This is a genomic window from Rhizobium sp. 1399, from assembly GCF_031455475.1.
Lineage (GTDB): Bacteria > Pseudomonadota > Alphaproteobacteria > Rhizobiales > Rhizobiaceae > Rhizobium.
Map to the genome: position 1 here is coordinate 999870 of NZ_JAVDSU010000002.1, position 14162 is coordinate 1014031.

A 14162-nucleotide genomic window follows, 5' to 3' on the forward strand; every position below is an offset into this window, starting at 1 on the left:
GTCAGTCGAACATCACTTCATCGACCGGCAGCTTTGCCATGCCGAAACGGCCGGTGACGTCGTCGAGGCCGGAGAACATGTCCCGCAACGCGTGGACGATGGTTTTAATCCTCGGATCGACCACGCGGTAGACGATCGCCTTGCCGTCACGGCGCCCTTCGATGACGTTTGCTTCGCGCAACTCCGCAAGCTGTTGGGAAAGCGTCGGTTGGCGGATGCCGAGTTCGTCTTCCAGAGCGGACACCGATGCTTCCGTTTCCATCAGATAACAGACAATTGCCAGCCGGTTCGCATTGGCGACCAGCTTCAGAAGTTCACTCGCCTCGCCGACACTGCGGCAGACCCTTGATGATACGGGTTTGGTCATGGTCATCTCTCTTGTTCTACAAAAAAGTAAAGTGAGTGCTCGGAAATTTCAATGCTCAGCCGCTTTGGGACGCATTTGCTATAAAAGATTTTATTATCGGTAGATTTAATAGGCTTTTTGATCTGATTTCCCGCGGTCTGCAGGAGGACTTTTCTCGCTTTCAATTTATAAAAAAGTAAATTGATGGCAGTGACAATCCCGACCGGAATGAAGATGAGAATCGGCGTCCATCCCAACAATCTCCACTTGCGGCTCGCCAGCGTATGGCCGGGTGCCTTTGCCGGGCTCAATCCAATCTTCGTTCCCTATGGTGAAGGCCGGGACACAGCCTCTCTGCTGGAAAGCGGCGCGATCCATGTCGGCGGAACCGGCTCGACGCCGCCAATCGAGGCGGATGCGCGTGGCCTTCATGTCGAATATGTCGCCGCATCGGCACCGCGGCCAGCCAATGGCGCGATCTTCGTGCGCGCCGACAGTGATATCGGCTCGGTAGCTGATCTTGCCGGCCGAAAAATCTTGCTGATCGATGGTTCGTTTCACACCTATCTGCTCGCTCGCAGCCTGGAGGGCGAGGATCTTGCGCTTGGTGACGTCGAGCGCATCGAAAGCGGCACGCGGGATTCCCTGACGGAGCTGCTGGAGGGCAGGGTTGATGCCTGGGTCGCCATGTCGCCGCGGCTGGAGAAGGCGATCGAGCGGACGGACCTCCGTCTCATCGTCCGATGTGGCGCCACCATCCCCAACCGGTCGCTCTTCTGGAGCCTCGCGCGCATCGGACTTTCCCCCAGAGAAATTGCCGGCATTGCCTCGGAGCTTGCCCGTGTCGGCAGTGAGATCGCCACCGATCCGGTAAGGGCAGCTCACCTTCTGGCGGAAAACGACCGTAGCGGTATCGACGCCGAGGCCTGGGAGAGGGTGGTACGCGCACGCGATTTCTCGGTCGTGCCGATCGATGCAGCAGTGCTGGCCGAGCAGCAGGAGGAAGCCGACACGCTCTTCCTCCATGGCCATTTTGATTGCGCGGTCGCCATTGGCGGACCGCTGGAAGCGACGAAGTGAGGAGCCGGGAATGAACGTCTTCTGGTATATGTGTGCTCCTGACGGCGCCTATCCGTGGCAGCCGGAAGGCTCGCGTCAGGTCGATTACGGTTATTACAAGCAACTCGCCCAGGCTTACGATCATCTGGGTTACACAGGCGCACTCTTTGCGACCGGCGCTCACGATGTCTGGGTGCTGGCAAGCGCGCTGCTTTCCTATACCGAACGGCTGCGTTTCCTCGTCGCCATCCATCCCGGGCTCGTCGCGCCGACGCTGCTGGCCAAGATGGCAGCAACCTTCCAGGAATTTGCGCGTGGACGTCTGCTGATCAACGTCGTCTCAGGCGATGCCAAGATGCTCGGCGCCTATGGGATGATGCTACCACATGATGAGCGCTACGACATGGCGGACGAATATCTACAGGTCTGGCATCGACTCTTCGCCGGTGAAAGTGTCACCTATCAGGGCAAGTATTTCTCCACCGACGGCGCCAAGCTCGCCCTGCCTGTCGGCGAAAGCATCGCCTCGCCGCCGCTCTGGTTCGGCGGCTCCTCCGACAAGGCGCTCGATGTCGCGGCAAAGCACGTCGATACCTACCTTTCCTGGGGTGAAACGCCGGAGCAGATCAAGGGCAAGGTCGACGCCGTGAAGGCGCGTGCCGCCCAATACGAACGTGAGCTCGAATATGGCATCCGCCTTTATGTGATCGTGCGTGATACCGACGAAAAGGCGTGGGAAGCCGCCGCTGATCTCTATGGCCGCATGGATGAGGCGGCAATTGCCGCCAACCAACGCTTCGTTGCCCGCAGCGATTCTGTCGGCCAGCAGCGCATGACGGCGCTGCATGGTGGCCTGAAGCCGGACAACCTGCGCGATCTTGAAGTCGCTCCCAATCTCTGGGCCGGCATCGGCCTGGTACGGCCCGGTCCCGGCACGGCGATTGTCGGCTCGCCCGATACAGTGCTGCGCACGCTGGAGGCCTATCAGAGGGCCGGCGTCGAAACCTTTATTCTTTCCGGCATGCCGCTGCTTGAGGAAGCCTATCGTTTCGGCGAAAAGGTTCTGCCGCGTCTTGATGTCAGCAGGGAAGTGTCGAAGGCGCGCAACTACACCTGGTCGACGCTCTTCGATCGTGACCTTTCCACCGTCAAGAGCGCCTGACCCTCCGGCAAGAAAGCAAGTTCTGTGGCAGCAAGCGAATTCCACCCAGCCGAACAGGAGACGACAGGTAATGGGCTTGCAGCCCGCATCCTGAAGACGACCGAAGCCGTACTCGGCGTAGCCGCTGCGTCCGTGCTTGCCGTGCTGCTCTTCATGGTGCTGGTTACGGTCTGTATGCGCTATTTCTTCGCGGCTGGCTTCATCGGCGTCGAGGATCTCGGTATCTGGTTGCATGTGTTGCTGATCGCGCTCGGCGCGCCGCTCAGCCTCAACAGTGCGCTCGCCATGCGCCTTGACGTCTTCGTCAAGATGTTGCCAGAGCGCCTTCATCCGGCAACGCAGGTTGCGGCAGACGTCTTTACCGTGCTGTCCGGCCTGATCCTGAGCTTCGGCGGCAGCGAGATCATGACCATGCTCGGCGGCGTCTCTCCGACGCTCGGCGTGCCGGAATGGATCCGATTCGGCTTTCTCGGCGCCGGCGGCGCGCTGATCCTCGTCGTTCTTCTGCTGCAGCGCATCGCCGAAGGAAAGGCTTGGCCGGTCCTGCTCTCCCTCGTAATTGGCATGGCTCTCTATGCCGGCATTCCCTTTGTCTCTGTCGAACTCGACTGGCCACCCAGCATCTTCCTCGGCCTGATTGCCGCGATCGGCCTCGTACTTGCCGCGCCGCTACCGCATGCTTTCCTGGCGGCTGCCTATGTCGTGATTGCCTTCGGCAGCAGCCTGCCGGAGCCGGCGATCGTCTCTTCGACCGTCACGGGCATTTCGAAATTCCTGCTGCTTGCCATCCCCTTCTTCCTGCTTGCTGGCGGTCTGCTGACGGCATCGGGCGTTGCCAACCAGCTCGTACGCTTTGCCGCCGCCATGGTCGGCCATCGCCGTGCCGGTCTCGCCCAGACGACGCTGCTCACCAGCGTGCTCTTTTCCGGTGCATCCGGCTCCTCGGTTGCTAATGCCGCCTTCGGTGCGTCCACCTTCCAGCCGGAGCTCGTCCGCCACGGTTATCCGCCGGCAAAGGCCGCAGCGATCATCGCGGCGACCTCGGTTCTAGACAATGTCATCCCGCCGTCGATCGCCTTCCTGATCCTGGCAACCGCCACCAATCTTTCGGTTGGCTCCCTGCTGGTCGGGGGCTTCTTTGCCGGTGGTCTGATGGCGATCTGCCTTGCGGTCGCTATCCATCTGACGGTCCGCAATCAGGCGCCGCTGCCCCGAGCCACATCTGTGCAGCGCTGGCAGTCGGCCGTCCAGGCAATTCCGGCTTTCGGTCTCGGCGTCATCGTCGTGGTCGGCATCCGCATCGGCATCGTCACGACGACGGAGGCCGCGGCCCTTGCCGCCTTCTACACCTTCTTGCTTGGCATCGGTGCACGGCTTGGCATCCTCTCGCTTTACACGGCCTTCCGGCAGGCGGCTGTCGAGGCCGCCGCGATCGGCCTGCTAATCGGCACAGCCGGACCCTTTGCCTTCCTGCTTGCGGTCGACGATGTCTCGGGCCTGATCTCACACCTGACGACGGTGCTTGGCGGCAGTGCGCTCGCCGTCATCCTGCTGTCCAACATCATCCTACTGGTCGTTGGCCTCGTTCTCGACATCGGCGCGGCGATCCTGCTCTTCGGCCCGATCCTGTTGCCGGCCGCCGTCGCCGCAGGCATCGATCCCATTCATTTCGGCGTCATCATCGTCGTCAACCTGATGATCCACGGCCTGACGCCGCCGCTCGGCATGCTGATCTTCGTCGTCAGCGGCGTGACCCGCATTCCAGCTTCCGCCCTCTTCAAGGCGGTCGTTCCCTATCTGCTTGCCCTTCTCGTCTCCCTCGCAATCCTTTGCGCCTGGGCGATTATCTTCTAACGGACAGGACCTCATTCATGGACAATCTCAACCGACGCAATTTCCTGAAGACCGCCGCGCTTGCCGGCACTGCCCTTGCCGCCCCGGCCTTCGTTCGCACGGCGGCTGCCCGCACGACGACGATCACGATCGCCTCGCTGCTCGGCGACGATAAGCCGGAGACGAAGATCTGGGTAAAGATCAGCGAGCTGGTCGAGGCCAAGCTGCCGGGCCAGTTCAAGTTCAACATCGTCAAGAGCGGTGCGCTCGGCGGCGAAAAGGAAGTGGCGGAAGGTGTTCGCTTAGGCTCCATCCATGCCAGCCTGTCGACGGTCTCTTCGCTCTCCGGCTGGGCGCCGGAACTGCAGATCCTCGACCTTCCCTTCCTGTTCCGCGATGCCGATCATGTGCGCCGCACCGTCAGCGGGGAAGTCGGCGCCGATCTGAAGGGCAAGCTGCAGGCGCAGAATTTCGTCGTCGGCGACTTCATCAATTACGGCGCCCGTCATCTGCTCACCAAGGAGCCGGTGACGCGCCCGGAACAACTGAAGGGCAAGCGCATCCGCGTCATCCAGAGCCCGCTGCACACCAAGCTCTGGAGCGCTTTCGGCACGACGCCGATCGGCATCCCGATCACCGAGACCTATAATGCGCTGGCAACCGGAGTTGCTGACGCGATGGACCTCACCAAATCGGCCTATGCCGGCTTCAAGCTCTATGAAGTCGTGCCCTACATGACCGAGACCGGCCATATCTGGGCGTCGGGCATCATCTATTATTCGTCGACCTTCTGGGGCGGTCTGAACGACGAGCAGAAGGCCGTCTTCCAGCAGGCCTCCACGGAAGGTGCTGCCTACTTCAACCAGCTGATCGTCGGTGACGAGGTCGCATCGGTCGAAATCTCGCTGAAGAACGGCGGCAAGCTGCTGAAGCCCGAAGCCTTCGATGAATGGCAGAAGGGTGCACAGGGCGTCTGGGACGATTTCGCCTCTGTCGTTGGTGGCCTTGACCGCATCAAGGCCGTCCAATCGGCTTGAGAAAGCTCTGAACGCGAGGCTGGCCTGTCAGCCAGCCTCGCTCAGTCGTTAGGTTGACGAAGCAGGTGCTGCCGAATTTACGCTGCTTCCTCTCCCAGTATTTTCACCGGCCTGTCCCACTGGATCAACACCACGCAACCGGTATCGCTCCAGACCGAATGTTCGGTGCCCGGCGCATTGACGATATAGCTGCCGCGGCCGTAGTCGCCCGCTTCATCCGATTGCACACCGTCGAGGACGAGAATGGTTTCCAGTCCTTCATGCCGATGGCGGGGAACGCTGGCGCCGGCCTCATATTTCAACAGCGCTACGCCCGGCTGGTCACCGTCGAAAGGACGGATCCAATGGATCGTCACTTCATCGCGGAAGGGGCCGAATTCAAGTGTCTTCCAGCCATCTGAAGTTAGGAGTTCGCGGGTAGTCTCAGGCATGGGCGATGCTCTCCAGGATGTCGTCAACATGCGCCGTCCAGCCGATGATCGCGCCCTGGGCGCGGATCATGGCGATGGCAGCCGCCTTGAATTCGGGAAAGTAACTTTCCGTCGCCTCCTCGGCGAGCAGGCATTCATAGCCGCGGTCGTTCGCCTCGCGCATGGTCGTCTGAACGCAGACTTCGGTCGTGACGCCGGCAAAGACGAGCTGCCTGATGCCCTTCCGCTGCAGCACGTCGCCGAGCTCGGTGGCGTAGAAGGCGCCCTTGCCAGGCTTTTCGATCACCACTTCGCCCTTGAGTGGCGCAAGTTCCGGCAGGATCGCTGTGCCGGGTTCTCCCGAGATGAGGATGCGGCCCATCGGCCCTTCATCACCGATCCGGAGCGTCGGGTTGCCGCGGTCGCGTTTTGCCGGCGGCAGGTCCGAAAGGTCGGACCTGTGACATTCCATCGTGTGGATCACCGGCAGGCCGGCATTGCGAAAGCCTTGGATGAGTCGTTTGACGTCGGGCACGATCCTGGTGATGCGGCTGACATCGTTGCCAAGGCTTGCGCCGAAGCCGCCGGGTTCAGCGAAATCGCGCTGCATGTCGATGACGATGAGGGCGAGCCGGTCATGTTTCGCCGGAAAGGCAAAGGGTTCTGCCTTGATCTCAACCATCAGTGATGCCCCGCCATGTGGCCGCCGATGACGCCGATATCGGCCGAACGCGCGGGTGTTTCGTAAACCAGCTTGCCTTCGGAAATCACCATGATGCGGTCGGACATTTCGAGCAGCTCATCGAGGTCTTCCGAGAGCAGCAACACGGCCGTACCGGAATTGCGGGCTTTCATGATGCGGGCACGGATCTCCGCAACGGCCGAGAAATCGAGGCCGAAACAGGGGTTGGAAACGATCAGTAGATCCACTTCGCCGGTCAGTTCACGGGCGAGTACGGCGCGCTGCACGTTGCCACCCGAAAGCGCTGCGATCGGTGAGGAGGAGGAGGCCGTCTTGACTTTAAAATCGAAGATCAGGTCGGTGGCGCGTTTCTTCATCTTGCCCTTGTTCAGCCAGATCGCATCCTTGCCATCCGCCTTCAGATCGAAGGTGCGGAAGGCGAGGTTTTCGCTAACCGTCATGCGCGGCGCGCAGGCATTTTGCAGCGGTTCCTCAGGGATGAATCGGACATTGTTCCTGCGGGTCTCCGGGCGCGTCGCGCCATAGGTCTCGCCTTTGACACTGACGCGGCCGGTATCGGTCGGCCGCTGGCCGGCGAGGATTTCCGTCAGTTCCTTCTGGCCATTGCCCGATATGCCGGCAATGCCGACGATCTCGCCGGAGCGAACAGTGAGATTGTCGATCTCGATGGTCTTGAGGCCTGAACGGTCCGGCGCCTTGACCTGCTCGACCGTCAGCACCGGCCTTGCATTGTCGGAAATCGGAACGCGGGTGTCGAGTTCGGCCAGTTTGATGTCACCAATCATCATCGCTGCCATGTCGGCGGCGGAAAGCTCGCCAACCTTGCCGGTGCCGACGAGCTTGCCGCGCCGTAGGATGGAGACGGCATCGGCGAATTTCGTGACTTCGTGAAATTTGTGGGAGATCATCAGCACGGTCAGCTCGCCTCGTTCGGTCATGCCACGCACGAGGCCGAGCATCTCGTCGGCTTCGGCAGGCGTCAGCACCGAGGTCGGCTCGTCAAGCACCAGGAAGGAGCGGCCAAGATAGAGCTGCTTGACGATCTCTAACTTCTGTTTCTCGCCGGCGGCAAGTTCGCTCACCGGCCGGTCGAGCGGGATCTTGAAGGGCATGCGCTCCATGAAGGCCGCAAGATCCTTGCGCTCCTTCGCCCAGTTGATGATGGCGGGCACTTCTGCGCGGCTGATGACGAGGTTTTCCGCACCCGTCAGCGAAGGGACCAGCGTGAAGTGCTGGTAGACCATGCCGAGCCCATAGGTTGCCGCATCCTTCGGCGAAGCGATCGCCACTTCGCGGCCATCGACGGAAAGCGCGCCTGATGTGGCATGGTAGAAGCCCATGATGCATTTGACGAGGGTCGATTTGCCGGCGCCGTTCTCGCCGAGCAACGCGTGGAAGCTGCCCGAGGGCACCTTGATCGACACATGGTCGAGTGCGGTGAAGCTGCCGAAGCGCATCGTCATGTCGATCGTGTCGATGCCGACAGCCTTGCCGGCCTGCGGAAGAGAGGTGTCGCGGACCGTACTCATGGGAGTTGGCTCACAAGCGTTTCAGAATTGGAGACTGAGCCGAAGACGCCGCCCTGCATCTTCACCATCTTGATGGCAGCGAGGTGGTTTCCGTAATCAGTCGCGCCGCAGCAGTCTTCCAGAAGCAGGCATTCATAGCCGCGGTCATTTGCCTCGCGCATGGTGGTGGAGACGCAGACGTCGGTGGTGATGCCGGTCAGGATGATATTCTCGATGCGCTTCTGGTTGAGGATCAGTTCCAGATCGGTGGCGCAGAAAGAACCCTTGCCGGGCTTGTCGATGATCGTCTCGCCTTCGATCGGGTAGAGTTCCGGAATGATGTCCCAGCCGGGTTCGCCTCGGGTCAGAATGCGCCCGCACGGGCCTGGATCGCCGATACCAGCGCCGATGCGCTGTGAGCGCCAGCGCTTGTTGGCCGGCAGATCGGCGAGATCAGGGCGGTGGCCCTCGCGGGTGTGGATGATGTGGTAGCCCTTGGCGCGCATGGCGGCGAGCACCTTCTGGATCGGCTCAATCGGCGCCTGCACCAGCGACAGGTCGTAGCCCATGTGGTCGACATAGCCGCCCTTGCCACAGAAATCCGTCTGCATGTCGATGATGATGAGCGCGGTATTGTCCGGCCGCAGGGCGCCATTATAGGGCCAGGCATAGGGATCGGCGTCGATATAATGTCCTTTGGTTTCGACCATGGCGTCCATCGTCTTCTTCTCCTATTCACCCGCGAGTTTGAATGTTTCGCCGTAACGGCGCGTCGGCTTGTCGAAGCCGCAGGATGTGCCGTCCGTGACCTTCACCTGATCCTCCCAAGGGAGGCGGTATTTGCCGGCGATAAGATCGTGCATGTAGGTATAGGGTGCATCATCAGCGCCACCGGAAACAGCGACATAGCCGCGATGGCCGAACTGATAGATGTTGTTTTCGACGCCCCAGCCGAGGCGGGCTTCGCGCACGAGATCGGGGCGGATTTCGGCGGTGATGATCTCGTTGACGCGGCCGGATGTGCCGTGGGCGATGATCGAGCCGTCGAAATTGCAGATCATGCCTTCGCCCATCGAATCGAAGGTACCGTCCGAGCCGCACATGCAGACGCTGGCCGTGACCATGAGATTGCAGAAGGCGTTCGACTGGTTGGTGAATTTCCAGCTTTCGCGTATCGGGGCCGTGTAGCCGGCCGTGCGGATCATGATTTCCGCACCCTTATACGCGCATTCGCGCGCCATCTCGGGAAACATGCCATCATGGCAGATGATGAGCGCGAGCTTGGCGCCTTTCGGCCCGTCGATGACGGGAACGGCGAAGTTGCCGGGCTCCCAGGGTTCGACAGGCACCCAGGGATGCATCTTGCGGTAATAGAGCTTCAGCTCGCCCTTGTCGTCGATGATGATACCGGAATTATAGGGCATACCATCCGGGTTTAGCTCCATGATCGAGAAGCAGCCCCAGATCGCGTTCTCCCTGCAGGTCTTCTTGAAGGCTGCGACCTCCGGCCCGTCGAGCGTGCACATGATCTCGGGATTGATATCCATCGACAGGCCGTGCAGGGCATATTCCGGAAAGACGACCAGATCCATGCCCGGCTGGTTGCGCCGCGCCTTGCCGACGAGATCGACGATCAGCTGCGTCTGGCGGGCGAGATCTTCCCTTGTGATGGTGACAGGAAGCTGCAGCTGCACAAGGCCGATGCCGACGCCATGTTCCGACTTGTTCAATCCGCCGAGACCATTCATGGCTTGGCTCCTTTCATGCTTATTTCTCTCGGGCTTATTTCGTCAGGGAAAGCGCGCCGGGTGCACCGGCGAGCGAACGTGTCGGCGAGGACGTCGCGATCATGATAACCAGCGTCAGCACGTAGGGGGCGGCATAAAAAAGGTAGTAACCCTGTGTGACGCCGACCGATTGCAGTGCCGGCCCTAGCGCGCCAGCGCCGCCGAAGAGCAGGGCAGCGAGGAAGCAGCCGATCGGGTTCCAGCGGGCGAAGATGACGAGTGCGACGGCCATCAGGCCCTGGCCAGAAGAAATGCCCTCGTTCCAGGAGCCGGGATAATAGAGCGATAGATAGGCGCCGCCGATTGCCGCCAGCGAACCGCCGACGGCCGTTGCCAACAGACGTACGCGATCCGGATTGATGCCCATGGCGCGTGCGGCATCAGTGCTGTCGCCGACGACGCGCAGGACCAGGCCGACACGGGTGTTCTTGAAGGCCCACCAGAGTATGAAGGCGAGTGCCGCGCCAAGCAGGAAGAGTACATTGATATTCAGCGCCGCCTGGATCTGGGGCATGCTGGACCAGAAACCCAAGGGGATTGCAGGCAGGTGCGGCGCGGCCGGCTGGATGAACGGCTTACCGAGAAAGAAGGCAAGACCGAGCCCGAACTGCATCATGGCGATGCCGATCGCGATATCGTTGACCTTAGGCCATTTGCAGATCCAGCCATGCACGAGGCCGAAGACCCCACCCGTCGCCATGGCCGCCAGCACGCCGAGCCAGGGCGAATTGCTCATGACGGCAACGGCGTAGGCCGTCATGGCACCGAAGACCAGCGTGCCTTCAAGGCCGAGATTGATGCGGCCGGAGCGTTCGGTGATGGTCTCGCCGAGGCTGACGAAAATGAAGGGCGTGGAAACGCGGATGGCGCCTGCGAGGATGCCGAGGGGCACGCCCCATATGCCGATACCTGTCTCTTCCATCAGAGGCTCCTTTTCCAGAGGTCGGGATTGAAGATCTTGAAGCGGCCGTAGAAGGTCTCGCAGAAGAGAATGACGATGAAGAGCGTGCCCTGCAGCACCAGAACGGTGGCATCCGGCAGGCCCATGCGGCGCTGGATGAGGCCGCCCGAGGCATCGATGCCGCCGAGCAGGATCGCGACCGGAATGATCGCCAGCGGATTGTGCCGGGCGAGGAAGGCGACGAGGATGCCGGTGTAACCGTAACCTGCGGCAAGCGATGCATTGGCGCTGCCCTGGACGGCGGCGACCTCGACCATGCCGGCGAGGCCTGCAAAACTGCCGGCGATCGCGGTGAAGCCGACGATCAGCCTGCCGACCGGAAGACCTTGGATCTGGGCGGCGCGTACATTGCCGCCGGCGATGCGGGCCGCAAAGCCGTAGCTCGTCACCTCGATCAGGATCCAGGAGAGGATACAGGCGACGATGCCGATCACGAGACCCCAATGCACGTCCATGCCCGGGATGTTGCCGAGCATATATTCTGGCGGCAGCGGCGTGGTCGAAGGTTTGTTGAGGCTGGCAGGATCACGCAGCGGCCCTTCGACGAACTGGTTCATCAGGGCGATGGCGATATAGGACAGCAGCAGCGACGAGATCGTCTCGTTGACGCCGCGATAGTGGCGCAGGAAGCCGGCTAGGCCGATCCAGATACCGCCGACCACCATGGCGGCAATGCCCATGAGAATGAGGGTCAGGAAAACAGGCGCGGGGCCTGCAAGCGGCATGGCCATGGCCGCGGCGGCAACGCCGCCCAGCACGACCGCTCCTTCCCCGCCGATGATGACGAGGCCGAGGCGGGCGGGCAGGGCGACGCAAAGTGCCGTCAGGAGAAGGGGTGCGGCACGGCTTAGGCTGTTCTGCACCGAAAACCAGCTGCCGAAGCCGCCGGTATACATGAGCTGGAAGAGCATCGCCGGCGATCTGCCAATCGCCAGGATGAACAAGGAGAAGAGCGCAAGACCGATCAGGATGGCCGCAAGGCCGATGACAACAGGTTCGGCATGTCGCGCGATCCATTCGAGGAAGGGGCGCAGCGACGCCGGCTTTTCGGAAGCGACTGAGATTGCGGGATCGTTGGCCTGGACAGTCATGGCGCTTCTCCCTTTTCGGTTTACGCCGTGGACCCGACGACGCCCTCGACCAGATAATTCATGCTCTCGAGCTCGATCGCGTCTTCGGCGTAGCTCTTGTCGGCGGTCACGACGGAATTGCCCTTATTGTCCTTCAGTGGACCCTTGAAGACCGAGAAGCCGCCCTTCATCATCTCGGCGTGGGTGGCTTCGAAAGCCTTGCGGCCCGCCTCGGAAACACCGGGTCCGAGTGCGCTCATCTTGACGAAACCGTCTTTCAGGCCACCGCGGACGAAATTGCCGAGCTTTTCGCCGGCCTGTGCCTTCTTGACGAAATCGCTGTAGACATTGCCCCAGGCCCATTCCGCACCAGTGAGGTACTTTTCGGGAGCAAGCGGGCTCTGGTTGGCGTGATAACCGCAGACAAAGGCGCCGCGGCCGGCGGCCGTCTCGACGACGACCTTCGGGCTGTCGACATGGCAAGTGATAACGTCGGCGCCCTGATCTACCAGCGCATTGGTGGCTTCTGCTTCCTTGACGGCGAGTGACCACTCACCGGTGAAGATCACCTGGCAGGTGATGGTCGGATCGACCGTGCGCGCGCCGAGCAGGAAAGCGTTGATGTTCTGCAGAACCTGCGGGATCGGTTTGGCGGCAACAAAGCCGATCTTCTTGCTCTTCGTCGCATGGCCAGCGGCAATGCCGTTCAGGTACTGGCCTTGGAAGATATAGCCGAAATAGGAACCGGTATTGGCCGGGTTCTTTCCTTCCTGCCAGAGGCCGCCGCAATGGCGGAACTGGATATCGGGATATTTGGCGGCCATCGCCAGCATATGCGGGTCGAAATAGCCGAAGGAGGTCGGGAACAGCAGGGTCGCGCCATCGAGATTGATCATCGATTCCATCGTTTTCTGGACGTCGACGGTCTCCGGCACATTTTCTTCTTCGACGACAGTAATGCCCTGTAGCGCCTTGACGACTGCAGCGCCCTCGGCGTGCGACTGGTTATAGCCATAGTCATCCTTCGGGCCGACATAGATGAAGCCAACGGTCAGCGCCGTCTGCGCAAGTGCAGGCGAGGAGAGGAAGCCGGGAGCTGCGCCGACCAGGGCGGTAGCGGCAGAAGCCTGAAGGAAATGGCGGCGGTTCATGGAAAGGAGTTTGGTCATCAGAATGCTCCTCTTGCGGCAGTTTTGCCGGTTCAATCGATTACGGAAAAGTGTATGCAATGACCGTGCCAGATTTTATTCCATTGAATACATTGGAAATGTTAGGGCCCCTGCAAAACGCTGCAGAAAAGTGTATGCAATTTTTAGCAACGTAAGATTAAAAACTATGCAGAGACAATAAAATTAGCTAATTTCGGCGTCAGATGCTTTCATGTTCTGCATCTTAACGCATCGGCTATTGCTTTTCTTTATTAAAACAATGATTTGCTGCTGTATTTGACTTTGGGACGTCAGCAATGCATGTGTATGCATGCAGTTAACGGACAGAATCATTCCTTGAAGCAGGTCAGGCGCAGAGAGATCATCCGGGCAGGAACGACCGTCGAACAGATGGTGCGGGCAATTGCCGATATGATCGTGACCGGGCGGATTCTGCCGGGCGACAAGCTTGACGAGATCTCGCTTGCGGCCCGTTTCGAAGTGTCGCGCACGCCAGTGCGCGAGGCGCTTCGCGAACTCGGCGCAATGGGGCTCGTCGATCGGGAGCCAAACCGCAGCGCTGTCGTCACCAACGTGACCGAAACCTATCTGCATTCGATGTTCGAGGCGATGGCGGAGCTCGAAGGTGTCTGCGCGCGTCTAGCCGCCGAGCGGATGACGGTTGACGAGCGGCGCATGCTGGAAATCGAACATCGCGCTTCCGCTCGCCTCGTGCATCAGGGTGCGGAAGAGGACTATGCTGTTCACAATACAGAGTTCCACACCCGGCTCTATCGCGGTGCGCATAACGAGCATATCTATGAACTGGTAACCCAGAGTCGGGCCCGGCTCGCACCTTTCCGCAGGGCGCAGTTCCGGCTGCCGGGTCGGCTTGCGAAATCCTATGACGAGCACGACATGATCGTGACTGCGATCATGCGCGCAGATGGCGTAGCCGCTGCAAAAGCAGCTTATTCGCATGTAGAAATCGTCAGTGATGCCAGCGTCGTTTTTGCCTCGGCGAGAGAGAAATAGTTGCCACGGATGGCGCCGACTGCGTAGGCGACAATCATGAGCGTAACGTTTGGAACTGCAGACGTCACCGAACGCGGAGGACCAAATCTCCGATTGGGAGGTT

General features: G+C 60.7%; 14 protein-coding genes. 5 read left to right on the plus strand and 9 right to left on the minus strand.

Going from position 1 to position 14162, the window contains the following annotated elements; translation table 11 throughout:
• Position 1: 1 nt before the first annotated feature.
• Entirely contained in the window at positions 2-367 is a 366-nt protein-coding gene (locus J2X71_RS10690) for a metalloregulator ArsR/SmtB family transcription factor (protein WP_310382034.1), read from the minus strand.
• Positions 368-580: 213 nt separating this feature from the next.
• Here J2X71_RS10690 and J2X71_RS10695 point away from each other — a divergent pair, with 213 nt between their 5' ends.
• The 4 genes from J2X71_RS10695 to J2X71_RS10710 are packed head-to-tail and all read left to right on the plus strand — an operon-like array spanning position 581 to position 5437.
• Positions 581-1426 carry an ABC transporter substrate-binding protein gene (locus J2X71_RS10695; protein WP_310382035.1) on the plus strand — a complete coding sequence of 282 codons (846 nt, stop codon included), beginning with the start codon at positions 581-583 and terminating at the stop codon, positions 1424-1426.
• 10 nt (positions 1427-1436) lie between these two features.
• Complete coding sequence (locus J2X71_RS10700) at positions 1437-2567, plus strand: LLM class flavin-dependent oxidoreductase (RefSeq protein ID WP_310382036.1); 1131 nt, start codon at positions 1437-1439, stop codon at positions 2565-2567.
• Between the two features lie 24 nt (positions 2568-2591).
• Complete coding sequence (locus tag J2X71_RS10705; protein WP_310382037.1) at positions 2592-4421, plus strand: TRAP transporter large permease subunit; 1830 nt, start codon at positions 2592-2594, stop codon at positions 4419-4421.
• 17 nt (positions 4422-4438) lie between these two features.
• A complete protein-coding gene (locus J2X71_RS10710) occupies positions 4439-5437 on the plus strand; it encodes a TRAP transporter substrate-binding protein (RefSeq protein WP_310382038.1) in 999 nt (332 codons plus the stop codon).
• 77 nt (positions 5438-5514) lie between these two features.
• Here J2X71_RS10710 and J2X71_RS10715 read toward each other — a convergent pair whose 3' ends face one another.
• From J2X71_RS10715 to J2X71_RS10750, 8 genes are read right to left on the minus strand one after another with little or no spacing between them, the layout of a single operon-like run.
• Positions 5515-5868 (minus strand): cupin domain-containing protein, encoded by a 354-nt coding sequence (locus tag J2X71_RS10715; RefSeq protein ID WP_007826658.1) that lies wholly within the window; start codon positions 5866-5868, stop codon positions 5515-5517.
• Positions 5861-6529 (minus strand): cysteine hydrolase, encoded by a 669-nt coding sequence (locus tag J2X71_RS10720; protein WP_310382042.1) that lies wholly within the window; start codon positions 6527-6529, stop codon positions 5861-5863. Before J2X71_RS10720 ends, J2X71_RS10715 begins: the two co-directional genes overlap by 8 nt.
• The gene (locus tag J2X71_RS10725) at positions 6529-8079 is read right to left on the minus strand and encodes an ABC transporter ATP-binding protein (RefSeq protein WP_310382044.1); all 1551 of its coding nucleotides are present in this window, start codon (positions 8077-8079) and stop codon (positions 6529-6531) included. Before J2X71_RS10725 ends, J2X71_RS10720 begins: the two co-directional genes overlap by 1 nt.
• Positions 8076-8777 carry an isochorismatase family cysteine hydrolase gene (locus J2X71_RS10730; RefSeq protein ID WP_310382045.1) on the minus strand — a complete coding sequence of 234 codons (702 nt, stop codon included), beginning with the start codon at positions 8775-8777 and terminating at the stop codon, positions 8076-8078. The genes J2X71_RS10725 and J2X71_RS10730 overlap by 4 nt, the downstream gene beginning before the upstream one ends.
• A 12-nt stretch (positions 8778-8789) precedes the next feature.
• Complete coding sequence (locus tag J2X71_RS10735; RefSeq protein ID WP_310382047.1) at positions 8790-9806, minus strand: formamidase; 1017 nt, start codon at positions 9804-9806, stop codon at positions 8790-8792.
• A 34-nt stretch (positions 9807-9840) separates the two neighbouring features.
• Entirely contained in the window at positions 9841-10767 is a 927-nt protein-coding gene (locus tag J2X71_RS10740) for an ABC transporter permease (RefSeq protein WP_310382049.1), read from the minus strand.
• The gene (locus tag J2X71_RS10745) at positions 10767-11897 is read right to left on the minus strand and encodes an ABC transporter permease (protein WP_310382051.1); all 1131 of its coding nucleotides are present in this window, start codon (positions 11895-11897) and stop codon (positions 10767-10769) included. Before J2X71_RS10745 ends, J2X71_RS10740 begins: the two co-directional genes overlap by 1 nt.
• A 20-nt stretch (positions 11898-11917) precedes the next feature.
• Positions 11918-13045, minus strand: a complete 1128-nt coding sequence (locus tag J2X71_RS10750; protein ID WP_310382053.1) for a BMP family ABC transporter substrate-binding protein — start codon at positions 13043-13045, stop codon at positions 11918-11920.
• Between the two features lie 306 nt (positions 13046-13351).
• Here J2X71_RS10750 and J2X71_RS10755 point away from each other — a divergent pair, with 306 nt between their 5' ends.
• Positions 13352-14059 (plus strand): GntR family transcriptional regulator, encoded by a 708-nt coding sequence (locus tag J2X71_RS10755; RefSeq protein WP_310382188.1) that lies wholly within the window; start codon positions 13352-13354, stop codon positions 14057-14059.
• The last annotated feature ends 103 nt before the right edge of the window (positions 14060-14162 follow it).